At 32.0% G+C, this 25350-nt stretch carries 20 protein-coding genes and 1 pseudogene; all 21 read right to left on the bottom strand.

Annotation, left to right across the window (positions count from 1 at the left end; genetic code table 11):
- Nucleotides 1-5 precede the first annotated feature (5 nt).
- The 21 genes and pseudogenes from WY13_RS10565 to WY13_RS10465 all read right to left on the bottom strand — a co-directional run bounded on the left by WY13_RS10565 (nucleotide 6) and on the right by WY13_RS10465 (nucleotide 25266).
- Nucleotides 6-1309, bottom strand: a pseudogene (locus WY13_RS10565) (DRTGG domain-containing protein).
- 11 nt (nucleotides 1310-1320) lie between these two features.
- Nucleotides 1321-2271: a DNA-binding protein WhiA gene (gene whiA, locus WY13_RS10560; protein WP_063555623.1), complete on the bottom strand. Its 951-nt coding sequence runs from the start codon at nucleotides 2269-2271 to the stop codon at nucleotides 1321-1323.
- A 13-nt stretch (nucleotides 2272-2284) separates the two neighbouring features.
- On the bottom strand, nucleotides 2285-3613 hold the full coding sequence (locus WY13_RS10555; protein WP_063555622.1) for a gluconeogenesis factor YvcK family protein: 1329 nt from the start codon (nucleotides 3611-3613) through the stop codon (nucleotides 2285-2287).
- On the bottom strand, nucleotides 3610-4494 hold the full coding sequence (rapZ, locus tag WY13_RS10550; protein WP_063555621.1) for an RNase adapter RapZ: 885 nt from the start codon (nucleotides 4492-4494) through the stop codon (nucleotides 3610-3612). The genes WY13_RS10555 and rapZ overlap by 4 nt, the downstream gene beginning before the upstream one ends.
- A gap of 121 nt (nucleotides 4495-4615) precedes the next feature.
- Nucleotides 4616-5530, bottom strand: a complete 915-nt coding sequence (murB, locus tag WY13_RS10545) for a UDP-N-acetylmuramate dehydrogenase (RefSeq protein WP_063555620.1) — start codon at nucleotides 5528-5530, stop codon at nucleotides 4616-4618.
- 140 nt (nucleotides 5531-5670) lie between these two features.
- Nucleotides 5671-7539 (bottom strand): excinuclease ABC subunit UvrC, encoded by a 1869-nt coding sequence (uvrC, locus tag WY13_RS10540; RefSeq protein ID WP_063555619.1) that lies wholly within the window; start codon nucleotides 7537-7539, stop codon nucleotides 5671-5673.
- Between the two features lie 17 nt (nucleotides 7540-7556).
- The gene (locus WY13_RS10535) at nucleotides 7557-8165 is read right to left on the bottom strand and encodes a metal-dependent hydrolase (protein WP_063555618.1); all 609 of its coding nucleotides are present in this window, start codon (nucleotides 8163-8165) and stop codon (nucleotides 7557-7559) included.
- 142 nt (nucleotides 8166-8307) lie between these two features.
- Nucleotides 8308-9735: a peptidoglycan D,D-transpeptidase FtsI family protein gene (locus tag WY13_RS10530; RefSeq protein ID WP_063555617.1), complete on the bottom strand. Its 1428-nt coding sequence runs from the start codon at nucleotides 9733-9735 to the stop codon at nucleotides 8308-8310.
- A 4-nt stretch (nucleotides 9736-9739) separates the two neighbouring features.
- Nucleotides 9740-10942 carry an FtsW/RodA/SpoVE family cell cycle protein gene (locus WY13_RS10525; protein WP_063555616.1) on the bottom strand — a complete coding sequence of 401 codons (1203 nt, stop codon included), beginning with the start codon at nucleotides 10940-10942 and terminating at the stop codon, nucleotides 9740-9742.
- 52 nt (nucleotides 10943-10994) lie between these two features.
- Complete coding sequence (locus tag WY13_RS10520) at nucleotides 10995-11435, bottom strand: FHA domain-containing protein (RefSeq protein WP_063555615.1); 441 nt, start codon at nucleotides 11433-11435, stop codon at nucleotides 10995-10997.
- 69 nt (nucleotides 11436-11504) lie between these two features.
- Nucleotides 11505-14327 (bottom strand): excinuclease ABC subunit UvrA, encoded by a 2823-nt coding sequence (uvrA, locus tag WY13_RS10515; protein WP_063555614.1) that lies wholly within the window; start codon nucleotides 14325-14327, stop codon nucleotides 11505-11507.
- A gap of 38 nt (nucleotides 14328-14365) precedes the next feature.
- Nucleotides 14366-16348 (bottom strand): excinuclease ABC subunit UvrB, encoded by a 1983-nt coding sequence (gene uvrB, locus WY13_RS10510; protein ID WP_063555613.1) that lies wholly within the window; start codon nucleotides 16346-16348, stop codon nucleotides 14366-14368.
- A gap of 3 nt (nucleotides 16349-16351) precedes the next feature.
- Nucleotides 16352-17653 (bottom strand): PDZ domain-containing protein, encoded by a 1302-nt coding sequence (locus tag WY13_RS10505; protein ID WP_063555612.1) that lies wholly within the window; start codon nucleotides 17651-17653, stop codon nucleotides 16352-16354.
- Between the two features lie 173 nt (nucleotides 17654-17826).
- Nucleotides 17827-19002, bottom strand: coding sequence for a S41 family peptidase (locus tag WY13_RS10500; protein WP_063555611.1), 1176 nt, complete (start codon nucleotides 19000-19002; stop codon nucleotides 17827-17829).
- 171 nt (nucleotides 19003-19173) lie between these two features.
- Nucleotides 19174-20064, bottom strand: a complete 891-nt coding sequence (ftsX, locus tag WY13_RS10495; protein ID WP_063555610.1) for a permease-like cell division protein FtsX — start codon at nucleotides 20062-20064, stop codon at nucleotides 19174-19176.
- Complete coding sequence (ftsE, locus tag WY13_RS10490) at nucleotides 20054-20740, bottom strand: cell division ATP-binding protein FtsE (protein WP_063555609.1); 687 nt, start codon at nucleotides 20738-20740, stop codon at nucleotides 20054-20056. Before ftsE ends, ftsX begins: the two co-directional genes overlap by 11 nt.
- Before the next feature lie 184 nt (nucleotides 20741-20924).
- Nucleotides 20925-21866 (bottom strand): transketolase family protein, encoded by a 942-nt coding sequence (locus WY13_RS10485; protein WP_063555608.1) that lies wholly within the window; start codon nucleotides 21864-21866, stop codon nucleotides 20925-20927.
- Nucleotides 21866-22690: a transketolase gene (locus WY13_RS10480; RefSeq protein WP_063555607.1), complete on the bottom strand. Its 825-nt coding sequence runs from the start codon at nucleotides 22688-22690 to the stop codon at nucleotides 21866-21868. Before WY13_RS10480 ends, WY13_RS10485 begins: the two co-directional genes overlap by 1 nt.
- 353 nt (nucleotides 22691-23043) lie before the next feature.
- Nucleotides 23044-23394 (bottom strand): type II toxin-antitoxin system PemK/MazF family toxin, encoded by a 351-nt coding sequence (locus WY13_RS10475; protein WP_013236988.1) that lies wholly within the window; start codon nucleotides 23392-23394, stop codon nucleotides 23044-23046.
- Nucleotides 23354-23674, bottom strand: coding sequence for a CopG family ribbon-helix-helix protein (locus tag WY13_RS10470; protein ID WP_029170139.1), 321 nt, complete (start codon nucleotides 23672-23674; stop codon nucleotides 23354-23356). The genes WY13_RS10475 and WY13_RS10470 overlap by 41 nt, the downstream gene beginning before the upstream one ends.
- A gap of 983 nt (nucleotides 23675-24657) precedes the next feature.
- Nucleotides 24658-25266, bottom strand: a complete 609-nt coding sequence (locus WY13_RS10465; protein ID WP_063555606.1) for a germination lipoprotein GerS-related protein — start codon at nucleotides 25264-25266, stop codon at nucleotides 24658-24660.
- Nucleotides 25267-25350: the final 84 nt, after the last annotated feature.

The following is a 25350-nucleotide window of genomic DNA, read 5'->3' as shown; positions in this document are numbered from 1 at the left end:
AAACATTACCTTCTTATCATTTTTGCAGATAAAATGCTTTTCCCAACTATATCCTTTTTATCATTAAGCATACTAACTTCTACTTTGCAATAATTTATACCTTTGCCTATTACATCTACATATATTGTAATTTCATTATCAATTTGTACGGGCTTCATAAAATATGTATTTATATTATCTACAAGTATATTTGCATTGTTTTTCTGTCTCAAGATTACAATTGCCATAGTGGACAAGAGCATATTTAAGGTACCCCAGGAACCTGTCCCCATAGAATCTAACATTTCTGCAGTTATTCTTCCTGTAAAGCAATTTCTACCATCCTTAACCTGAAATTCAAATTTCTTTAGTATGGAGTCTTCAAGAGTTTCTGCTAGTTGAGGTTGCCTTGCCATGTATTGAAGTGCCTTTATCACATCTTTCCTAGTTATAACTCCTATTAATTTTTTACCTTTTACTACAGGAAATAATTCTATACCATCCCACCCCATTATATGAGCTGCATAAGCTACTGTAGTTTTAGGTGTTACTGTAATTGGTTCCTTGGACATCACCCTGCCTATAACTTCATCATCAGAACCATGACTTGGTAAATCCTTTGGTGCAACAATTCCTACTAGTTTATTTTCATCATCTACTACAGGATATCTGTCATGCTTAAATTCTTTCATCATTTGCTTCCACTTAAGTACCGTATCCTTAACGTTAAGATACGACGGGTTAATTTGCATTATATCTTCTACAAGCACTATTTCTTTTTTTATTAAATTTTCTGAAATAGCTTTATTTATCATACTAGCTACAGTAAAAGTATCATAGCTGGTAGATATTATAGGAAGACCCTTTTCGTTAGCCAGGTTCTTTATCTGATTGCTGCATCCAAAGCCACCAGTTATAAGGACTCCTGCATCGTTTAAAAGGGCAAGTCTTTGGGCTTCTTCTCTGTTTCCTATTATGACTAAACAATCTTTTTTATATACTGTTTCATGGCTTCTATGGTCATAGCTCCTATTATAAATCGATGTAGTACTTTATGTACTCCATTTTTTCCCCCAAGCAAACTTCCATCTACTATGTTTATTACCTCACCATAAGTTAGAGACTCCATATTTTTCTTTTCAACTTTTTCAATCCTCACAGTTCCCACTCTTGGAATTGTAGTAACTATTCCAAGGCTATCTGAATCTTTTATAGCCCTATATGCCGTTCCATCACTAACCCCTAACTCACTTGCTATACTTCTCACTGAAATTTTAGTACCAGTTTCTAGTGAAAGTATGTACTTGATTATATCCTCGTGTTTTGACATATAATCTGTGCCTACCTTTCTTTTCTCAGTTCATCTGCTATTTTCTCAATTCTTCTAAGTCTGTGATTTACTCCAGATTTACCTACTTTAGGATTCAACATTTCACCTAATTCCTTTAAAGATTCATCTGGGTAATTTAACCGAAGTTCCGCAATATCCCTTAAATTTTCAGGCAGTCTATTTAACCCTATTTCTTTTTGTATAAGCTTTATACTTTCCATTTGTCTTACTGCTGCATTAACAGTTTTACTCAAATTTGCAGTCTCACAATTCACCAACCTATTTACGTTATTCCTCATTTCCTTCATTATCCTTATGTTCTCTAATTCCAAAAGAGAAGAGTGTGCTCCTATTATATTCAAAAGATCCACTATCTGCTCTCCTTCTTTAATATACACTATAAAACTACTCTTTCTCTGTATTACTTTAGAGCTTAATCCATATCCATTTATAAGTTTACTCAAATCCAATGCATAATCACTGTCATGGGTTACAAATTCAAGGTGATATGTCTTTTCTGGATTACTTATACTCCCACCACCTAAAAAAGCTCCCCTTATATAGGCCTTTTTTAGTTTTTCATTTTCCTTAATATTTTTTGTTATACTATAATCCAGTGAAAAAACATCTTCTTCTTCCTTTAAAAGTCCTACTTTTTTAAGTATGGATCTTACATCAGCATCTTCTGTTATCATTATTACGTACACATTATTTTTTTTTAAAGAATTACTCCTTTTAACCAGTATTCTAGTATGTATATGAAAAATATCCTTCAATATCTTAAATATGAATCTGGCAATTGCCGCATTTTCAGTAATTATCTTAAAGCTAAACTGCCTATTCCCTCCAAGCATCAAAGTTCCACTAACCTTCATTATGGCAGACAATTCTGCTATAGCTTCTTCCTCATCTATATCTGAATACCTACAAACTTCATTTTTTACTTTCAATGAAAATGACATATATATCTCCCACTTATCTCCTATTTTCCTTTAATCTTTCTGATAAATAGAAATATTCTATTATCTTCTTTCTATCAAATAACAGTTTTTTATCCATAATAGTTTCTATAAGTATGGAAGCTAATTTTTCAGAATTATGCCTTATAAGTCCATTCTTAATACTTATAAAATCCCCTTCAATTACTTTTACCCCCATAGAAGCTACTAAATCTTCATTTATTTTAACTAAATGAGATTCTTCTTCTTTATATTTCCCTTCTAGCTCCGTATTTATTTTACCTACATTTATAATTACATAATCTATTATAGGAGCACCGACATGGTTAAATATAGCCCTAATATGGTCTTCTACAGAAAATCCATCCGTTTCTCCCGGCTGGGTCATTATATTCGAAACATAAAGTTTTACAGCATTTGTATTTTGCAGCGCACTAGCTATATCACCAACTAAAAGATTTGGTATTACGCTAGTATACAAGCTACCCGGTCCAAGTATTACTGCATCGGCTTCTTTTATGGCTTCTACAGCTTCTTTTAATGCCCTGGCATCTCTAGGCTCTATAAAGACTTTATCTATTGGACTATTTCTTTCTATTGCTTTTTGGGGAATATTTGATTCTCCCTCTACAATAGATCCATCTTTCAATTTGGCCTTTAAAGTTAAATTGTCAAGGGTAACAGGCATTACCTTACCTGTTACCGCAAGTACAGAACTCATTTTATGGACAGCTTCTTCAAAATTTCCAGATATTCCATCCATAGCTGCTAAAAATAAATTTCCAAAGCTCTGATTTTTCAATCTTCCATCCTTAAACCTATACTGAAGTAAATCTTCCATAAGTGGCTCAGTATCAGCAAGTGCCATTATACAGTTTCTTATGTCTCCTGGTGGGAGCATTCCAAGATCTTCCCTTAGATCTCCGGAGCCTCCTCCATCATCTGCTACAGTTACTATAGCAGTTATATTAGACGTATAGTATTTAAGTCCTCTTAGCATAGTGGAAAGGCCAGTTCCTCCTCCAATAGCAACTATTTTAGGGCCTTTTACCAAAAGACGTTTTTCATATATTAAATTTTCTAACTTTCTGGAATCTAACGACACACTTAAATATCCTTTATTTATAAGTGCTATTATAGACCTCATACCTTGAGTTATGGAAATATACACTACAAATATCCCAGATATGATTAAAAATACATAAAATGATATATAGTAAAGGCTGTAAAATCTTCTGTTTACAAATTCTATTACTCCAAATATTATAAAGAGTACTCCCATGGCTCCAAGCATAACCCACCTTTTAACTTTTATGCCAGGTCTAAGCCAATCTACAATCTTCATAATTTTTTACCACCTTTATTAACATCTTCTTCTATATCTCTATGATCAATATTAACCTTGTGTCCATTGTTTTTTAGTCTATTATAAATGGCATTTGCAATAAATACAGAACGATGCCTTCCCCCGGTGCATCCTATAGAGATAATCAGTTGTCTCTTTCCTTCTTTTAGATAATTTGGAATTAAAAATTCTAACATGTTTTCCAGTTTATTTATAAATTCATTAGTTTCCTTAAAACTCATTATATATTTCATTACAGAGGTATCCTTGCCCGAATATTCTTTTAACTCAGGTATATAGAAAGGATTTGGTAAAAATCTCACATCAAATACTAGATCTGAATCAACAGGTATGCCATATTTAAATCCAAAAGAGAGTACAGTAATCATAAGCTCTGTTTCCATCTGTCCTTCTTCTGAATATATCTTAGTTATCTCTTCTCTAAGTTCCCTAGTTACTAAGTTAGATGTATCTATTATGTTGTCTGCCCTGTCTTTCAATTCCCTAAGTTTGTTTCTTTCCATAATTATACCATTTAAAATTCTTCCGTCAGGTGCTAGGGGATGTTTTCTCCTGGATTCTTTGAATCTTTTAATAAGTACTTCCTCTGAAGCATCTAAAAACAATATTTCATATTTATAACCCTGCTTCTTTAGATAATTCAAGCTTTCAAATATGTCATTAAAAAATTGACCTCCTCTTATATCTATTACCAGGGCTATTTTATCTATTTTCCCATCAGTTTTATAGCATGCTTCCGCAAATTTCGGTATTAGTGTAGGAGGAAGATTATCTACACAAAAGTACCCTAAATCTTCTAAACTTCTTATAGCCTGAGTTTTTCCCGCTCCAGATAATCCTGTCACTATAACAAATCTCATAGTCACATCCCTCCATTTAAAAATATTTTTACTTTTTCTAATTATATCACAACAAACTACAACAATAAATATAACCTAAAAAGGGGAACCAGTGCAATACACAGCACCAATTCTCCGCTCTCTACTCTTCCCCTATAACTCTAACTTCAGTATACAAGTCTACATTAAATTTTTCCTTAACTTTATGCTGTACAATAGCTATTAAATCTAAAATATCTTTTGCTGTTGCACTCCCTTTATTTATTATAAATCCTGAATGCTTTTCAGATACTTGAGCGTCACCTACACTCTTCCCCTTTAATCCACTGTCTTCTATAAGTTTTGCAGCAAAATAACCTTCTGGCCTTTTAAAGGTGCTTCCTGCAGATGGATATTCTAGAGGTTGTTTTTCATTTCTCCTTCTATTCAAATCTTCTACACGGTTTTTTATCTTCTCATAATCTCCATGCTCCAAATTAAAGGTTACTTCTAGGACAGTATATTTGTATTTTAAAATGGAACTGCTTCTATATTCTAACTCTAATTGTTTTCTATCTAATACTTTGATTTTTCCTTCACTATCTATAACTTTTGCACCTTCTACAACATGTGAAATTTCACCATTATAAGCACCTGCATTCATTGTAACTGCCCCACCTACGCTTCCAGGTATACCACAGGCAAATTCAAAACCTGATAATTTGTTATTAAGAGCAGTAGCTGAAATATCCTTCAGCGATACGCCGCTTCCTGTAATAATCTTATTGTCCTCAACTTTAACTTCATTTAGTTTTATAAGTTTAATCATTATGCCTCTTATTCCGCCATCTTTAACAAGTAAATTAGAACCATTTCCCATTATATAATAAGGTATATTATGTTCTTTACATAACGTTATAACATCTACTACTTCCTGAAATTTTTTAGGAGTAACTAATATATCTACAGGACCTCCTACTCTAAAAGAAGTATGTTCCTTCATAGGTTCGTCTATTTTTATGTCTTCTTTATCTAATATTTTCTCTAAATTTGTAGCAAAATCTTTAAACTTATTCATTATAAATATTCTCCTTGAAAATTAAAATTAAGCGTTACACTATGTAATTATAATATACAATGCAATTACAAATTGTATCATATTTTCTTTTATCTATCAAACTAAATTTTTTATTTAAAATAAAGTTAAAAATATAGGATTTAATTTTCACTCTTTTTAAAATATGAAATTATACTTTCGGCAGTACGTCTATCTATTGAAGGCGTATCCATAAGTTCATTCATGGCAGCCTTTTTTATATTCTCTATACTCTCAAATTTTTTTAACAATTCTTTTCTTCTCTTGTTACCTACATTAGGTATGTCTTCTAATACAGAATGAAGTACTCTTTTGTTTCTCAAACTCCTATGATAGGTTATTGCAAACCTATGAACTTCATCCTGTATTCTAGCAATGAGTTTAATTACATTGGAATGAGGAGATATCAAAACTTCCTCATTTTTATATATAAGTCCCCTAGTCCTATGTCTATCATCTTTTACCATTCCACACACAGGTATGCCTATATTAAATTTTCTTAACACCTCTAAGGCCGCATTTACCTGGCCCTTTCCACCATCCATAAGAATTAAATCTGGAAAGGCACAAAACTTTCCTGCACTAAACTTCAAATTTTTTTTCTTTATTCTCTCTATTTCATCAAAGCCATGCTTAAATCTTCTAGTCAGTATTTCCCTCATACTATCGTAGTCGTTGGCTCCTTTTACAGAATTTATTTTGAATCTTCTATAATCACTGTTTTTAGCTCTTCCATCTTCAAACACTACCATAGTGCCTACTGAGTCCACGCCCTGAATGTTAGATATATCATATGCTTCTATTCTGTGGGGTATATCTTCCATATCTAATACTTCTGTAAGTTCTTCGAGAGAAGTATTATACATCTTCTTATCTTGAATTAATTTCAATTTAAAATTTTTTAAAGTTGTCCTGGCATTTTCCTCCACCATATTTAAAGTAGCCCTTTTTTCTCCTTTTTGAGGTATTTTAATATATACCCGGGCATCTTTTTTCATACTAAGCCAATTCTGGAGAAGTTCAATTTCATCAGCTTCAGGCACATATATTGTTTTTGCTATATATGCAGTTCCCCCATAAAATCCCTCTATAAAATTTGACACTATTTCGCCCTTAGGCAAATCCTGTGTATTTTCTAAAATAAAATGCTCTCTTCCTACTATTTTTCCAGATCTAGAGAAAAATACTTGAACACAGCTGTCCACATTATCTGAATACATATTTATAAAATCTTCATCTTCAAATCCTCCAGTGGTTATCTTTTGTTTTTCAATTATCTTTTGCACTGCTATAATTTTATCTCTCAGTTCTGCAGCTTTTTCAAATTCAAGTTTTTTCGAGGCAATTTCCATATCTTCTTTAAGCTTTTTACTTATGTCTCTATTTTTTCCTGATAAAAAATCCATAACTCCACTTACGATTTTTCCGTATTCTTGTTTAGTAATGTATCCAGTACAAGGAGCTTTACACAATCCTATATAGTAGTTTAAGCAAGGCCTTCCCTTCATTTCTCCTTCTTTTATTGATAGTCTACAAGTCCTAATTGGAAATATCTTTTTTATAATTTCCATAGTTTCATATACAGCAGAAGGACTAATATAAGGTCCAAAGTATTTACAGCCATCCTTTACCATATTTCTAGCAGATATTATTCTCGGGAAATCCTCATTTACTGTTATTTTTATAAGAGGATATCCTTTATCATCTTTTAAAAGGATATTATACCTAGGTCTATATTTTTTAATTAGGTTACATTCTAAAATAAGAGCTTCCATTTCTGAATCTGTAACTATATATTCAAATTCAGCAATATGCTTCACCATAGCCTTTACCTTTTCAGAATGATTCTTAGAATTTTGAAAGTACTGCCTAACTCTATTCTTTAAAATTTTTGCCTTTCCAACGTATATTACCTCACCTAAAGAGTTTTTCATTAAATATACTCCCGGTTTATCCGGTAATACCTTTAATTGATATTCAAAATCAAACACTACATCCACTCCTAAAACTACTTACAAAATATAATTGGAAGCTTATATATTGTAAATAAAAGTCCAAATATCATTAAAAAATCCTCTATTACACAACCAATTTTAGAATTAGTATTATAAGTTAACGGCAGTTTAAATTTTTTATTCTTAAAAGGGTAAAAAAGGGGTACCCCTCTATTCGTAACCATGTCACAAAGTAGATGCATTCCATATCCTATCATAAAATAGTACACCAAATAGTGTATATTATACATGTTTCCTAAATATCCTATAATAAAAGAAAACAATATCATCCCCATCAAGCTGTGAGTCAATCCATTTCTATGAGAAGATACAGCTATTATTATAAACGATATACCAATAGCTTTAATAATAGGTGCATTAGTATGAAGATAATCGTACCAAAGTAGTCCTATCCCTAAAGAGCTATACACCATAATCTTACTTGTCTTATTCCTAAATGGAAGTATATATTTGTTTATTATACTTTTAGGGTGATCCACATCTGGAAGTATTGATGAAAACGCTACTATTAAAAGGCCAATATAATTAAATTTCCCCGGAAGTACGTTGTAAACGGACAAAAAAGTAACTATTCCCACTTCTGCATGAGTTTTCCCCTTCATATTTTCTCCTTTTTATCTTGTCATAATGTTAAATATTTTTGCATATAATTCGATAATCCGCTTATTGCCTATATTATAACATTAAATTTACAACAAATTTACTTTTTACAACAAAATTTCCCGGGGAATTTTAAAATTTCAATTATTTTCGTAATGCTGTTCTTATAACTTCCGAAGCTATAGAAGCTGCTAACTTTCCTCCCTGTCCTCCATTTTCTACAATTACCGCCACAGCTATCTGTGGATCATCATAAGGTGCAAAACCTATAAACCAGGAATGAGGTGGTGAACCAGGTCCTTCTGTCTGATTATCTGCTGTTCCCGTTTTTCCTGCTACTTCTACACCTTCCACAGAAGCATTAGTTCCTGTTCCAGATTCTACAACAGATTTCATAAGGTCTTTCATAGTATTTGCTGTATTTGAAGAAATTATTTGGCCCACTTGTTCTGCTTGTATGTTCTTTACTTCTTCACCTGTACTTGTAAGTACATCGCTTACCAAATGAGGTTTCATCAAGACACCACCATTGGCTATAGTGCTTGTAACTACTGCCATTTGAAGTGGACTTGCCAAATCACTGCTCTGCCCTATAGCACTCTGGGCTATACTTCCCTTTTCATAGGATTTTAGCACTGGAAATTTGCTAGGTTCTACAGGTATTCCGTCTGTAGGTATTTCCTTGTTAAAGAAAAACTTTTCAGCAGTTTGTTTTAACCTGTCATTTCCAAGCTCAATTCCAAGTGATCCAAAATAAACATTACTGGAATGAGTATATGCTTGTTTAAAATTAATACTTCCAAAAACCTCTCCTTCAAAATTGTGCAGAGAATATCCTCCGCCTAAAGGAAGTTCACCATTATCCTGAAAATATCTATTTTCAATTCCTGATATATTTTCTAATCCACTTACAGCAGTTACAGTTTTAAAAGTAGATCCAGGTGGATAAAGTCCTGCCGTAGCTCTATTTAAAAGAGGTTTATTTTTATCCTGATTTAACTGCTGCCACGTATTTGCAAGGTCATTAGGATCAAAAGAAGGTCTTGACACAAGTGCTATTACTTCACCAGTCTTAGGGTTTAACGCCACAACTGCCCCCTTGTTTCCATCAAGCAAGTCATAAGCCATTTTTTGAGTTTCCAAATCCAAAGTTGTTTTTAAACTATTTCCCACTTTTTTTTGAGATTTCCCCTTATTCTGAATAAGGCTCTTTATACTATCCTGAATATTACTGGACATTAACTGTTCATCATATTTCTTCTCAAGCCCTGTAATTCCATATTTTTGATCCACATAACCAAGTACATGGGCAAACATTGCACCCCCTGTGTATTCTCTTTTCTGAGTTTCAGAATTTATAGGATCGCTCTTAGTAAGTGCATTACCATTTCTATCATATATCGTTCCCCTAAGCACCTCATTTCTCTTTATCCATAATCTTCTATTATAAGGACTATTCTCTATCTTAGGTCCCACTACCATTTCAAAATAAGTCATATAAGAAATAAGTGCTATAAAACATATTAAGAAGACCATCATCACTTTCTTTATATTGTTCACTATGTTATTCATAATGCTACCTACCCTCTTCTGATATCTTCTGAATTATACCCAGCGAAAAAAATGTTATTAGCATAGAACTTCCTCCCCTACTTACAAGAGGTAATGTTATACCTGTAAGTGGGATAGCATTCATAACACCACCAACTATAACTAAAACCTGCGATGCAATCATTGCACTATAGCCTACTGCCAAAAGTCTTGAGAATTTATCACTTCCATACACAGCAGCTCTCATACATCTATAAAACAACAAAAAATACAATATTATTATGGCAAATCCTATAAGTATTCCAAGTTCTTCGCACAACACCGCAAATATAAAATCCGTAGTATTAATAGGCACATATTCCGGATGTCCTAGTCCTAGTCCCGTTCCGGTAAGTCCTCCAGATGCTATAGAAAACATAGATTGAACAATTTGATAACTCTGATTATTAGCATAAGGCCAAGGATTTTTCCATATCATAACCCTTGTTCTAACGTGATTAAACAATCTATAGCTTATTACTGACCCTGCAGCTGAAAGCAAAAAACATATAGCTACATACCTAAATTTAGAGGTAGCTATATACAGCATGGTCACAGATATGCCAAAAAATATAAGAGCAGATCCAAGATCCCTCTGAATTACCATAAATACTAAGGACATCATTACTACTGCACAAGGTATTATTAAATTTTTAAAATTTTTATAATCCTTTAATTCCGCCGCCAGGTAGGCTACCAAAAATAGTTTTCCAAATTCAGATGGCTGAAACTGAATTCCACCCAGGCTAACCCAGTTTTTTGAACCATTAATTTCAGTACCTGAAAAAGTACCCATTGCCATAAATATTAATGTAACTACCAAATATATATATTTATACTTGCTGAATCCACTAGTATCCGGCATTAATACAACAATGAGTATGAATCCAGTAACTCCGATTGCAAACCAAATTATTTGTTTAATAGAGGCTGCAGTATCTATTCTATATATCATTACCATACCTATAACTGACAGTATACTAGAAAAAATAAATATATATTTATCTCCGTCGGAGAAAAATTTTCTTATTACAAAGTAAGAATATCCTATAAGAAGACAAGTTACCAGTGCCATTATCATAGCACCTTTATCAAAAGGCTGCTTTATAATTGCCAAATTCAAGAAACATACAAAACATAAAAAATATGTATATCTTAATAACTTTTTTTCATCTCTAGTAGTATCCAATATTCCACCACCCACTTATTTATGATAGTTTTTAAAAACTAATTATATTTAATCATCCTATAACTTTAAAGGATGTGTTTCCAATTTTAATTTCATCGCCAGAAGCCAAATAATGCTTGCCTCTTAATTTTTTACCATTTAAAAGAGTACCATTAGTACTTCCCATGTCCTCTAATATACACTCTTTTCCATTTTTTACGTAAATTCTTGCATGATGTCCCGAGGTATATGGATCCTCTAGCATAAGTTGATTATCGCCTTTTCTTCCTATGGTTATCTCCCTTCGCACTGGAATTACAGCACCTCTCCTAAGATTTGCATTTTCACCTGGATTAACTACTTCAAGCCCAAAGGATTTCCTATTGATATTTCTACCTTTCTTGCTTCCATTTTTAACATCCTTGTACATTATTTTCAGTGCCCAAAATATTATAATATATACTATGCCTATGATAACAATTTTAAAAACTATACTCAATTTACTAAGATCCATTTAAATATCCTCCCTTAATACATGGAAAGACTAGCATTATAGGTGTGGTTATGCTAGTCTTTATGTAAATTATAACATCTTTTTTAAGTATTGTCCTGTGTAAGAACCCTTATTTTCAGATATTTGTTCTGGAGTACCCATGCAGAGAATGTTTCCCCCTTTTTCTCCACCTTCAGGTCCAAGATCAATGATATAATCCGCACACTTTATAACATCTAAGTTGTGTTCTATAACCACAATTGTATTACCTACATCTACAATTCTCTGAAGTATATTTATAAGTTTGTTTACATCATCTATGTGAAGTCCTGTAGTAGGTTCGTCAAGTATATACATTGTCTTTCCCGTACTTCTTTTAGATAATTCATGGGCAAGCTTTATTCTCTGTGCCTCTCCACCAGATAATTGTGTGGAAGGTTGACCTAATCTGATATATCCTAGTCCTACATCCATAAGAGTTTGCAGCTTATTTTTTATTCTTGGTATATTTTCAAAGAATTTTAATGCTTCTTCTACAGTCATATTTAGCACATCATCAATATTTCTATTTTTATACTTTACTTGGAGAGTTTCTCTATTGTATCTTTTGCCCTTGCAGACTTCACAAGGCACGTATACATCTGATAAAAATTGCATTTCTATTTTTATTATTCCATCTCCACTGCAAGCCTCGCATCTTCCTCCTTTTACATTAAAACTGAATCGTCCAGGTTTGTATCCTCTCACCTTGGATTCAGAAGTACTTGCAAACACTTCTCTTATTATATCAAATACTCCTGTATAAGTTGCAGGATTGGATCTTGGAGTCCTTCCTATAGGACTTTGGTCTATATTTATAATTTTATCTACATTTTCTGTTCCCAAAATATTTTTATAATGTCCCGGCCTATCTTTTGAATTGTTTAATTCTTTATGTAGTGCTTTGTATAATATTTCATTTACCAAAGTACTTTTTCCAGATCCAGATACACCGGTAACACAAGTAAATATCCCTAAGGGGAAGGAAACATCTATATTTTTCAAATTGTTCTCTGCAGCACCTATTACTTTTATATATTTTCCGCTGCATTCTCTTCTATGTTCAGGTATTTCTATTTTTTTCTTTCCGCTTAAATACTGTCCTGTTATGGATCTATCACATTTTATAATATCCGAAATAGGCCCTGCAGCTACTACCTCTCCACCATGTTCTCCTGCTCCCGGTCCTATATCTACTATAAAATCTGACTGTTTCATTGTATCCTCATCATGTTCTACTACTATCAATGTATTTCCAATGTCTCTTAAATGTTTTAAAGTAGCTATAAGTCTGTCGTTATCTCTTTGGTGAAGCCCTATACTTGGCTCATCCAATATATAAAGCACTCCAACCAAACTTGAACCTATTTGGGTTGCAAGTCTTATTCTTTGGGACTCTCCTCCGGATAAAGTTCCGGCAGTTCTGGACAATGTCAAATAGTCCAATCCTACATCTATTAAAAATTGCAACCTACCACTTATTTCTTTCAATACTTGGTCACTTATAATCTTATCTTTTTCCGAAAGCTGTATCTCCTTAAAAAATTTCAATTCATCTTTTATAGACATGTTACACAGCTCAAATATGTTTTTTTCTCCTACTGTAATTGCTAATACCTCAGGCTTTAATCTGGCGCCCTTACATTTTGGACATGGATTATCACTCATATAATTTTCTATTTCTTTTTTTATATAGTCGGAATTTGTCTCCATATACCTTCTCTTCAAAGTATTGACTATTCCTTCATAAGAATGATTAAATTCCATCATTCTGTTTTCTTTTCTGTATTTAACTCTTATTTTTCCACCTCTTAATCCATAAAGTAATATGTCTACTACTTTAGGATCTAATTTTTCTATAGGTGTATCCAATTTGAATTTAAATGTACTCGAAAGAGCCTTCAGTATACTAAAAGTCCAGGAACCTTCCTTTAAACTTCCTTCTCCCCAAGCCGTAATAGCACCTTCTAATATACTCTTTTTTCTATCAGGTATTACTAAATTCTCATCTATCTCAAGCAAGGTACCAAGCCCATCACAAGTATCACATTTTCCAAAAGGTGAATTGAAAGAAAAAGTTCTAGGAGTAATCTCTCCTATACTTATACCACATTCCGGACATGCAAATTTCTCACTGAAAAGTATATCCTCTCCACCCAATATATTTACAATAAGTATCCCATCGGACAATTTTAAGGAGGTTTCTATAGAATCTGCAAGTCTGCTCCTTATTTCACTTTTAATTACCAACCTATCTACTACTATTTCAATAGTATGCTTTTTATTTTTTTCTAATTTTATCTCTTCATCTTGAAGATCTACTATCTCTCCATCAATTCTAGCTCTTACAAACCCATTTTTGACTATACTCTCCAGTATCTTTATGTGTTCTCCTTTTTTCCCCTTTATTACAGGTGAAAGTATCTGTATCTTAGTTCTCTCTGGCATCTCCATAATTTTATCTACCATTTGATCCACTGTCTGCTGGGTTATTTCCTTGCCGCACTTTGGACAATGTGGCACCCCTATACGTGCATACAATAGCCTCAAATAATCATATATCTCTGTAACTGTTCCTACTGTAGAACGTGGATTTCTACTTGTAGTTTTCTGATCTATAGATATAGCAGGTGATAAGCCTTCAATATATTCCACATCTGGTTTATCCATCTGACCCAAGAATTGCCTTGCATATGCAGATAATGATTCAACGTATCTTCTCTGACCTTCTGCATAAAGAGTATCAAATGCTAATGAAGATTTTCCCGAACCTGAAAGCCCAGTAAAAACTATTAACTTATCTCTTGGTATAGTCAAACTTATATTTTTTAAATTGTGAACTTTAGCACCTTTTATTACTATGCTATCTTTCATAAACTTAACTCCTTAGTTATCTAATTCTTTTATCCATATTATTTATTTTTCTGTTTTTTTAACTTAAGTATTGCATCTCTGAGTTTAGCAGCTTCTTCAAATCTAAGCTCTTTTGCTGCCTTTTTCATTTGTCTTTCATGAGCTTCAATGAGTTCATCTATTTTTTCATTGTCCGCCTTTACTGCTTCTTCTAGACTATTATATTCTTCTTTTTCTTCTAAAACCATAGTTGACTCTATAACTTCTCTAATTGCCTTATTAATTGTTTTTGGAACTATTCCATTCTTCTTATTATACTCAATTTGTATTTTTCTTCTTCTTTTAGTTTCACTTATAGCTTTATCCATAGATTTTGTAATAACATCAGCATACATTATAACTTTGCTTTCAGAGTTTCTTGCAGCCCTTCCTATAGTTTGAATAAGAGATCTCTCTGACCTTAAAAATCCCTCCTTATCTGCATCTAAGATTGCAACTAATGCAACTTCGGGTATATCAAGTCCCTCTCTTAGAAGATTAATTCCCACTAAGACATCAAATTCTCCTTTTCTCAAATCCCTTATTATCTTCATCCTATCTATAGTAGCTATACTGGAATGAAGATATCTCGCCTTGACATTCATGTCTTTAAAATAATCTGTTAAATCTTCTGCCATCTTTTTAGTAAGCGTAGTAACAAGTATCCTATATCCTCTTGATATAGTTTTTTGTATACTATTATACAAATCATCTATTTGTCTTTTAATTGGTTTCACTACAATTTCAGGATCTAAAAGTCCTGTAGGTCTTAATATTTGTTCTGCCACATTTTCAGAATGTTCCAATTCATAGTCTGCTGGTGTAGCACTTACAAATACAACCTGATTTATCTTTTTTTCAAATTCTTGAAATTTTAAAGGTCTGTTATCGTAGGCAGAAGGAAGTCTAAAACCATACTCCACTAATGAATCTTTCCTGGATTTGTCTCCTGCATACATGGCTTTTACCTGAGGAAGAGTAACATGACTTTCGTCTATAAAAAGCAAAAAATCATCTGGAAAATAATCAATAAGGGTTTGTGGAGGACTTCCCTTAGCTCTTCCATCCATTATTCTAGAATAATTTTCAATTCCACTGCAATATCCTACTTCTCTCATCATTTCTATATCAAAATTAGTTCTCTGTTTTAATCTCTGTGCTTCAAGCAATTTATCCTGAGATGTAAGTTCTTTAAGTCTGTATTCTAACTCTTCTTCTATCTTTTCTATAGCTAATTCCATTTTTTCTCTTGAAGTGGCAAAATGAGATGCTGGAAATATATTTGCATGTTTTCTAAGTCCAATGGTATCTCCTGTGAGCACATCAAATTCCCTTATCTTATCAATTTCATCTCCAAAAAACTCTACCCTTATAGCATGATCTGTAGATGCCGCTGGAAATATGTCCACTATATCCCCTTTTACCCTAAAGGTCCCTCTTACAAAATTTATATCATTTCTTTCATACTGTATTTCTACTAACTTTTTTAGGACTTCATCTCTATTTTTTATCATCCCCGGCCTTAGAGACAAAGTTAATTTTTTATATTCTTCAGGGTTTCCAAGTCCATAAATGCAAGATACTGATGCCACTACAACTACATCTTTTCTTTCCAGGAGTGCAGAAGTAGCAGAATGCCTTAATTTATCAATTTCATCATTTATGGATGCATCTTTTTCTATGTACGTATCTGTCTGAGGTATATATGCTTCTGGTTGATAATAATCATAATATGATACAAAATATTCTACAGAATTATTCGGAAAGAAATCTCTGAATTCTGAACATAACTGTGCTGCCAAAGTTTTATTATGTGCAAGCACCAGTGTAGGCTTTTGTACTTTTTCTATTATGTTGGCCATGGTAAACGTCTTACCTGATCCAGTTACTCCTAGTAATGTTTGAAATTTATTTCCTTTTAAAACACCACCCGCTATACTATCTATAGCTTTTGGTTGATCTCCAGTAGGTTTAAATTTAGAATGTATTTTAAAAACTCCCATTTCCTAATCATCCTTATCTTTATCTTTATCCTTATTTTTCATATCATTTAGCATTTGAGAAAATCGGCTTTTATCAAACTTTACAACCATACTGTCCTTAGGCACCTCTCTGGGTACAAAAACTATTCCAAGCCTCTTATCTTTGTTCATCTTGTTATAACTAACCTGTTCTAAAGCTCCAGATACATCTTTTACTTTAAAGCAAATAAAATTTGAATATTCCTTTACTATTTCAGTTATTCTATCTTCACTTTCAACTTTTTCACCATTCACTTCCACCAACAAATCTCCAGTTTTTATTCCCATTTCACTTGCAGGTGAATTAGGTGCCACAGCAAGTACCATAATCCCTTCACTGCTGCTTATGTATTTAGGTGCCCCTTTATTTTCCAAATACCTCTGCAGGATAATAATTCCTTCATGAGCTAAAGGTGCAAATATAACTACAAAGAATTTCAACACAATATTTAAAACTGCCAATTGTGCTACCCCAAATAAAATAATACCGTATAGCATTACAATAACACCAGATATTCGACTCTTTTCCTTTACACTTTTAGTAAAAGTCACACTATTGTATCCCACTACAGCATAAAATGGCATTAATGTAAGAACTGCATTTTTTAAAATATTAAACGGTATAGAAGTTTTTACTATAGGCCACCATCCAGGAAGAGACACCTGCCATGAACTTGCTATTGCAGATTTATCATGAATCATAAAAAATATAGCAACTGGAACTATCCAATATCTTCGCAGGGCAAATCCACCTATTATACTGCCACCTTTACTTGTAAAAACCGGAATAGATCCTGTCTTTCCGTCCAATATAATTAAAATTCCCTCTACAAAATGTATTACAGCTACCATACTCATGAGGGCAACTACATCTATCTTTAAGAAATCCAAATTTGGAAGGTTAAACCTTGAAGATAATATAGCCATCGTAAGACTTAAAAATCCAAGTACTGCACCAGAGTAAGAAAAACATATGAACCTTGGATTAAAAAACATAAATATTATAGATGCTAAAAATACTAAATCTACAGAGGAACTTTCATCAAAAACTATTCCTAAATAGGACATAATAGTAGTAATGAGAACCCCTGCAAAAATTCCTATTACGATTTGTGATATTGTAAGTTCAAAAGGAGAGTTAATTCTTTCTCCAATTATCATCTTTTGCATTACAGTTATCTGTTTATTTTTTCTGTATAACATAAGTGCAAGAACAGCTAAAATAATTATTAAATACGGTTCTGTCAATGCAAAAGCTATGGACTTCAATGTATACAATAATATCATTAAGATTAGTTCCCCTCTCCATAAATTAAGTTAGACAGAACCAATCTGTCTAACTTAAAACTTCAAATACAATTATATTCGCTTAAGGCATTTTCAAAGAAATAACTAGTCAGTATGCTAGCCTATTTTCTTTCAAATGCCTAAATGTTTTCCTAGTTCGTCAGAATTTAAATCTATTTTATTTTGCTTTTTGCTATTTCAAGCGCTTTGCTAAATTGAGGATCTTTGTTCCTATCATAAGCAGCTTTCTTAAGTTCTTCAGGATATATCACTTCTACATTAGGTTTTATCCCTTTCTTGTGTATGTTTTCTCCATTTGGAGTATAATATTTTGATATAGTAACTTTGAGTGCAGTGCCACTTCCTGTATCAAGTATAGTTTGAACTACTCCTTTTCCATAGGTTTTTTCTCCAACTAAAGTCCCAATTTTATAATCTCTAATGGCTCCTGAAAATATTTCCGATGCACTGGCACTATTTCCATTAGTCAATACTGTCAAAGGCAAATTAGTAAAATCCCCACCTTTTGATTTATACTCTTTTTTATTGCTGTATTTATCAACTGTAGAAACTATAACCTTACCACTAGGTACAAAATTAGACACCATATCAACACATTGATCTAAAAGTCCACCTGGATTATCTCTTAAATCTATAATTAATGATTTCATACCCTGATTCTTCAATTTATTCAACTGATCTTTAAAGTTTTTTGCAGTATTTTCGTCAAACATACTTACCTGAATATATCCTACATTATCCTGCAGCATTTCACCTTTTACAGTGGCAATGTCTATTTTCTGTCTTTTAACTTTTACATCGAAATTTCCTTTGCTCTCTCTATATAATGTCAGCGTAACTTCCGTATTCTCTTGACCTTTCATTAAAGATACAGCTTTATCTAGATCTTTTCCACTAACACTGGTTCCATTTACTTTCTCAATTATATCATTTTTTATTATTCCCGCTTTTTTTGAAGGGGAATTATCAAATACATCCATTACAACAATATTATTGTCTTTTGCTGCAACCTGAATTCCAACACCACTATAATTTCCCTGAGTTTGAACATTAAACTCTTCAAATTCTTTTTTATTCATAAATACAGTATAAGGATCATTCAGCGATGAAGTCATTCCCTTAATGGCACCTTCAACTAAAGTTGAATCATTTATAGGTCCATCATAATATTTATATAATTGACTTCTAATTTCAAATAGCTTTCCAAAATTTCCTACAGTATTTCCCTGAGCACTTGTTATAAAACTAGTAGTTCCAAACATTGTAAGGATATTTGTTATAAGTACAATTGCTATAGTCCATAATATCCATTTTCTCTTATTATTCAATTTGCTCACCTCATTTTTTGAAACATTCACTATTATAGTATTTATGTAAATCTTAAATAATTATAACACTAAAAAAAATAAATTTGTAAAACTATTATAAAACTAGCATGCAAAAATAAAATTTCTGCATGCTATATATAGCTTTAAAATTTAATTAATTATCCTACTAATTTAAACTTCTAAGAATTTTCTAATGGATAGTGCACTTCCTACAGCACCTATAATAACACCCACCAAGACAAATATTCCCAAAATACTAGTAATTACATAAGTAGGACTAATTAACTGCATTATTACAAGGGCAGACGCCGCTTTAACGTATACTATTTTATACAGATAATAAAGTATTATATCTGAAACTATTCCCCCTGCAACGCCTATTATAATACCTTCTATAATAAAAGGCCATCTTATAAACCAGTCTGTAGCTCCAATGTATTTCATTATTTCTATTTCTTTTCTTCTAGAATAAACAGTTATCTTTATTGTATTTCCTATTAAAAATAGTGAAACTCCTATTAATATTATAAATATAATAGTTCCTACCCATTTTATAGTTCTAGTTATAGCTATAATTTTATCCACAATTTCTCTGGCATCTTGTACACTATATATTCCGGGCATTCCCTGTACATTTTTAACTACCCGGGACACAACTTGGGGATCTGAAACCTTCACTATGTATGCACTTGGAATTGGATTGTCCTTCTCAAGTCCCTCTACTAAAGATTTATTTTCCTTTCCCAACTGATTTCTAAACTTATCTAGTGCCTGAGATTTTGTTTCGTAACTTACATCCACTACTCCAGCTGTAGTATTTATTTTATCCTCGATATTTCTCTTCTGAATTCTAGTTATATTGTCCTGAAGATATATCTTTACCTCTACTTTAGATTGCACTTCCAATATACCTTGTTTGATATTTATCATAGCAAGTAGATATATACCGAAAATAAAAAGCGTAGCTGCTACCGTAGTTGCAGATGCTATACTTATAGTTTTATTTCTATTTAAATTTCTAAATGCATCCTTAATAGAAAAACTTACAGTACTAATCCTCATATCCGTATGCACCCCTTTGCTCATCTCTTACTATAATACCTTTTTCCAGTGCTATAACTCTTTTTCTCATAGAATCAACTATATCGCTTGCATGAGTTGCCATTAGTACTGTTGTTCCAGCCTCATTTATATCATTTATTGTTTCCATTATGTCCATAGAAGTATCCGGATCCAAGTTTCCTGTAGGTTCATCAGCTATTAATATAGATGGGTTGTTTACTATAGCCCTTGCCAGTGAAATTCTCTGCTGTTCTCCTCCTGAAAGTTCATGTGGAAACGACTTGTATTTATCTGCCAGCCCAACTAAAGAAAGTACAACAGGTACTTTTTTTCTTATTTCTTTTGGATTAGCTTCAATAACCCTCATTGCAAATGCTACATTTTCATAAACATTTAAAGTAGGTATCAGTCTAAAGTCTTGAAAAACTACTCCTAATTTTCTTCTATATAAAGGTATCTTACTCCTTTTTAATTTTGTAATATTGAGATTGTTAACTATAATGTCTCCTGATGTAGGTTGAACTTCTTTCAAAAGTGCCTTTACAAAAGTAGTTTTTCCCGCTCCACTAGGTCCAACTAAAAAAACAAATTCCCCTTTTTCAATTTTTAAATTTATATTTGACAGTGCGAATATGTTATTATTGTAAACCTTGCTTACGTTTTTGAACTGTATCATTTAAATCTCTCCTTATATTTAACAAGTTTTTCAGCTTGCTACATTACAAAATTCATTATATCATACCGAAGGATGAAACCAAGAATTAAATATATGAAATTATTATTAACAAACTAAGGCTTAAAGTTTACTTTATTAAAAAGACGATGTTATATGAAATCATAACATCGTCTTCTACAAATTGCTATTTTAAAGCTATACACTTCTTAACAGCTTTCACTATATCCTCTGCTGTAAGTTTATAGGCTTTTAAGAGTTCTGCAGGCTTTCCACTTTGACCAAAAGTATCTTTTATGCCCACCCTTACTACTGGAGTAGGTAAATTTTCACTTAAAACTTCACATACAGCTGATCCAAGTCCCCCAATAACACTGTGTTCTTCTGCAGTTATAACCGCACCAGTTTGTCTTGCTGCATTTATTATTGCTTCCTTGTCTATAGGTTTTATTGTATGTATGTTTAAGACTGATACTTTAATACCTTCTTCTGCTAGATTATTATATGCTTCCAGTGCTGCATCAACCATTATACCAGTTGCAATAATAACTGCATTTTTTCCTTCTCTAAGCTGTACTGCTTTTCCTATTTCAAATTTATAATCTACATTGTCATTTATAACAGATACTCCTGACCTGCCCAGTCTTACATAACAAGGTCCATCCATTTCAGCTACAGCTTTAACTGCAGCTTCTGCTTCTACTGCATCACTTGGACATATAACTGTCATATTAGGTATGCTTCTCATAAGCGATATATCTTCTACAGACTGATGAGATGCTCCATCTTCCCCTACTGTAATACCAGCATGAGTAGCACATATTTTAACATTTAATTTAGGATAGCATATAGAATTTCTTACCTGCTCAAATGCTCTTCCCGTTGCAAACATAGCAAAAGTACTTACAAAAGGTATCTTATCACAAGTAGATAAACCTGCCGCTACTGCCATCATATTACCTTCTGCTATTCCCATGTCCATAAATCTATCTGGATATGCATCCTTAAACTTAGCAGTCTTAGTAGATTTTGAAAGGTCCGCATCAAGGACTACTACTTTTTTATTTTCAGCTCCTAATTCCACTAATGCTTTTCCGTAAGCTTCTCTAGTTGCTATTTTATTTGACATTACTCCTCACCTCCAAGTTCAGCTAATGCTTTCTCACATTGTTCTATATTTGGTGCTGAACCATGCCAGCCAACTTCATTTTCCATGAAAGAAACTCCCTTACCTTTAATAGTCTTACATACTATCATAGTTGGTTTGTTTCTAACTGTTTTTGCTTTTTCAATAGCATCTATTAGTTCTTCAAAACTATGTCCATTTACTTCTATAACATTCCACTTAAATGCCTTAAACTTATCCCCAATTGGGTATGCTGACATTACTTCTTCGCAAGGTCCGTCTATTTGAAGTCCATTAGCATCTACAAAAGCTGTAAGATTATCTAGTTTATAATGTCCTGCAGCCATAGCTGCTTCCCAAACTTCACCTTCTTCAAGTTCTCCATCACCTAGTAAAGTATAAACTCTGTAATCCTTTTTATCTATTTTCCCAGCTAATGCCATTCCTACAGCTGCAGATATGCCCTGTCCTAAAGAACCTGTAGACATATCTATTCCTGGTACTTCATTCATATTAGGATGTCCTTGAAGCATTGATCCAATCTTTCTAAGTGACTTTAACTCCTCTACATTAAAATATCCTTTTCTTGCAAGGGTACTATATAATGCAGGTGCTGCGTGTCCTTTTGATAATACAAATCTATCCCTATTTAAATCTCTAGGTTGCTCTGGATTAATATTCATTTCATAAAAATATAAAGTGGTTAAAACCTCTACTGCAGATAATGAACCACCTGGATGACCTGAACTAGATTCGGTTAACATTTTTATTATGTCTTTTCTTATAGTTACAGCAATCTTCTTAAGTTCTTCTATATTTCTTTTCACACCCTTAACCTCCTAAACTATATAAACAGAATTCTTGGCATCAGATATAGTTTTAACTCCATCTGATGCTTATTAACAAGCTTCTTAGTGCTTCAGCACTTAGAAGCCGTTATCCTTTAGGGAAAATCGTTATCCAGGGACGTACCTGCTCTTTACTTCCACTTGGAGACGTGAGAGTATTAGAGCAGGTAGTCATCGGATAAACAAAAACTATACTTATTATTTTAACACAAAATTTTATTTTTATATATAATCCTGGACATAAAATTTCACCCCTACATTTAAGATGCAGGGGCCCATAGTTCACAATATTAACTATAAAATTCATAAAATATTAGATGAAATTGGAATACTTACTGTAGTCCTACACTCACTAGAAGTGCACCATCTACCTTTTTCATATCTACATCTGTCATATGCCCAATTTTTTCCTTTAATCTTCTTTTATCTAAAGTTCTTATTTGTTCAAGCAGCACTACCGAATCTTTATTTAGCCCATAGGCTTCTGAAGAAATTTCAACATGAGTAGGTAGTTTTGCTTTATTTATCTGAGAAGTAATAGCCGCAACAATTACAGTGGGACTGTACTTATTACCTACATCATTTTGTAGAATAATAACCGGCCTTACCCCTCCTTGTTCAGACCCAACTACAGGGCTCAAATCAGCATAAAATATATCTCCTCTTTTCACTACTGTTGTCATCTGACAAATCACTCTCCGAAAGCTTCGCTTCATATTCTTTTAATTCCTTTATGTCACTTGCAAAGCCCATTTCTGCGAATTCAAGATTAAGCTGCGCCATTTCCCTATATCCTTTTTCCATTTCTGATATTCTATTTAACCTTTTTTTCTCATTAATATATAATATGATAACTTCCCTAATAAATTCACTTCTTTTTTTGCAATCTTCTTTAAGTGCTTTGTTAAATTCATTGTATAGTGTTTCTGAGAGGTTTACCACCAATCTTTTAGAATTTGACATATACAAATTAATACCTCCTATTACCCTAAGCGAAAGATATATACAACGTAATTATATTACCAAATCCACAAGTGTGTCAAAGAAATTATCTTTAATTTCAACATTTTTCTACTTGTATTTTTTACATAGGGCTTTTCATATCTATATTGATTTAATATAACTTTTCCCATATTTCTATTTAAGTCTATTATAATTTTATATGTAACAATTTCAGATATTAATTAAATATATATGTAATAATTCATTGTAGTTATTTGCATATTGTATAATTTACTTTTTACACTCAATTACTAACTTTATGTTAATCATCTGTAATGCAAATCAACTTTATGAATAAAATTTTCATTCATTAACCTTATTATTATCCTATACCAATTTCTAAGCTTATATTCATAATTTTCTGGTGTGTATATGTCTATATATCGGATTGGAAAATATGTTTTAAGAAATGTTTCAGTCTTTTCATATACATAATTATTGAAAACGCAGTTTGTTAAAAGCCATATGCAAGTATCCCTTTCTAAATATGTAATTAATTTAATTCTATGATTTTATTTATTAAAATTTATTTACAATTAAGATATAACCGCTGCATATAGCAATTATCCTAACTTAAAAAACAGAATACATATGACAGTTTTAAAAAATATATATATGAACTTGTTATCTTCTGTAATTTTAACTACTTTACTATCTTTTGTATTAAACTTCAATCAATTTTTCAATCATGAGCATGAGTTTATTGCCTGCATTTCCTTTATAATCATTTGAACTTTTGTGATTAATCAGCTCTTGTCCACATCATCTGATTGAAGATACCTATTATATACGACATCACTTTAAATTAACTTTTACTATAAATGCCTATAATGCTTAACTATAAATATATCACCCCCCAAATACACTAAGCACCTGTATACGTTCCTCAATAAAATTATGAGATTATTGATTAAAAATGTTACTTATATGTTCTTATGCTAGAACTAGTTTATCTTAAACATATCCTCTTTTAATTCCACATTGGCTTTAAAATCGGTATATTTAATTTCTATCCGTTTTTTATATTTAGAATCATATATTATGACATATGCAGGAACATTATCTTTTATATTTACATACAACTGGGCTTTATACATATTTTTATTATTGCCAGGTATATCTAAATTTATAACTTGATATTCCTCATTCCCAACCTTTTTAAATGAATTTTCAATCTTTTCATTCGTATAAAGGAGAGAGATGTATTCTTTTATAAAACTAAACTTAAATAAGCTTTGAAAATTTTTATCTATATTATAGGAATTTCCTCGCTTAATATCCTTAACATATATCTTGCTTTCTTTATAAATAATTATTCTATTGTTGTCTAAATCAAATCTCTCTCCATATCTACTATCATAAAATTGCTTTCCATTGTAATTTATCTGCTGTTTGTCATTTTTTATTAAAATATTTACATTGCAGCTGTAGCTGTTCAAATTCTTTAAATAATAAATTATTTTTTCTGTATTTTGAGGGTCTTTACCACAAGATGAAAAAATTACACTTAAAATAAAAAACATAATTCCTAATATCAGTAGTCTTTTTCTCACTTCATTCCTCCAGTTTTCACAACTTTTTACTACTAATCTATTCTATTATGTTTTTCTATATTACTTTTTTATGAAATAATTATA

The organism is Clostridium ljungdahlii (assembly GCF_001636845.1).
Classification (GTDB): Bacteria; Bacillota; Clostridia; order Clostridiales; family Clostridiaceae; genus Clostridium_B; species Clostridium_B ljungdahlii_A.
This window is presented reverse-complemented; position numbering and strand designations above follow the sequence as displayed.

Coding starts and splice junctions, on each gene's coding strand:
- whiA (WP_063555623.1), bottom strand. CDS start 2,271: ATGTCATTTTCATTGAAAGTAAAAAATGAAGTTTGTAGGTATTCAGAT.
- WY13_RS10555 (WP_063555622.1), bottom strand. CDS start 3,613: ATGAAGATTGTAGATTGGCTTAGACCTGGCATAAAAGTTAAAAGGTGG.
- rapZ (WP_063555621.1), bottom strand. CDS start 4,494: ATGAGATTTGTTATAGTGACAGGATTATCTGGAGCGGGAAAAACTCAG.
- murB (WP_063555620.1), bottom strand. CDS start 5,530: ATGAATAAGTTTAAAGATTTTGCTACAAATTTAGAGAAAATATTAGAT.
- WY13_RS10535 (WP_063555618.1), bottom strand. CDS start 8,165: ATGAAGGGGAAAACTCATGCAGAAGTGGGAATAGTTACTTTTTTGTCC.
- WY13_RS10530 (WP_063555617.1), bottom strand. CDS start 9,735: ATGAATAACATAGTGAACAATATAAAGAAAGTGATGATGGTCTTCTTA.
- WY13_RS10520 (WP_063555615.1), bottom strand. CDS start 11,435: ATGGATCTTAGTAAATTGAGTATAGTTTTTAAAATTGTTATCATAGGC.
- uvrA (WP_063555614.1), bottom strand. CDS start 14,327: ATGAAAGATAGCATAGTAATAAAAGGTGCTAAAGTTCACAATTTAAAA.
- uvrB (WP_063555613.1), bottom strand. CDS start 16,348: ATGGGAGTTTTTAAAATACATTCTAAATTTAAACCTACTGGAGATCAA.
- WY13_RS10505 (WP_063555612.1), bottom strand. CDS start 17,653: ATGATATTATTGTATACATTGAAGTCCATAGCTTTTGCATTGACAGAA.
- ftsX (WP_063555610.1), bottom strand. CDS start 20,064: ATGAGGATTAGTACTGTAAGTTTTTCTATTAAGGATGCATTTAGAAAT.
- ftsE (WP_063555609.1), bottom strand. CDS start 20,740: ATGATACAGTTCAAAAACGTAAGCAAGGTTTACAATAATAACATATTC.
- WY13_RS10485 (WP_063555608.1), bottom strand. CDS start 21,866: ATGTCAAATAAAATAGCAACTAGAGAAGCTTACGGAAAAGCATTAGTG.
- WY13_RS10475 (WP_013236988.1), bottom strand. CDS start 23,394: ATGACAACAGTAGTGAAAAGAGGAGATATATTTTATGCTGATTTGAGC.
- WY13_RS10470 (WP_029170139.1), bottom strand. CDS start 23,674: ATGTCAAATTCTAAAAGATTGGTGGTAAACCTCTCAGAAACACTATAC.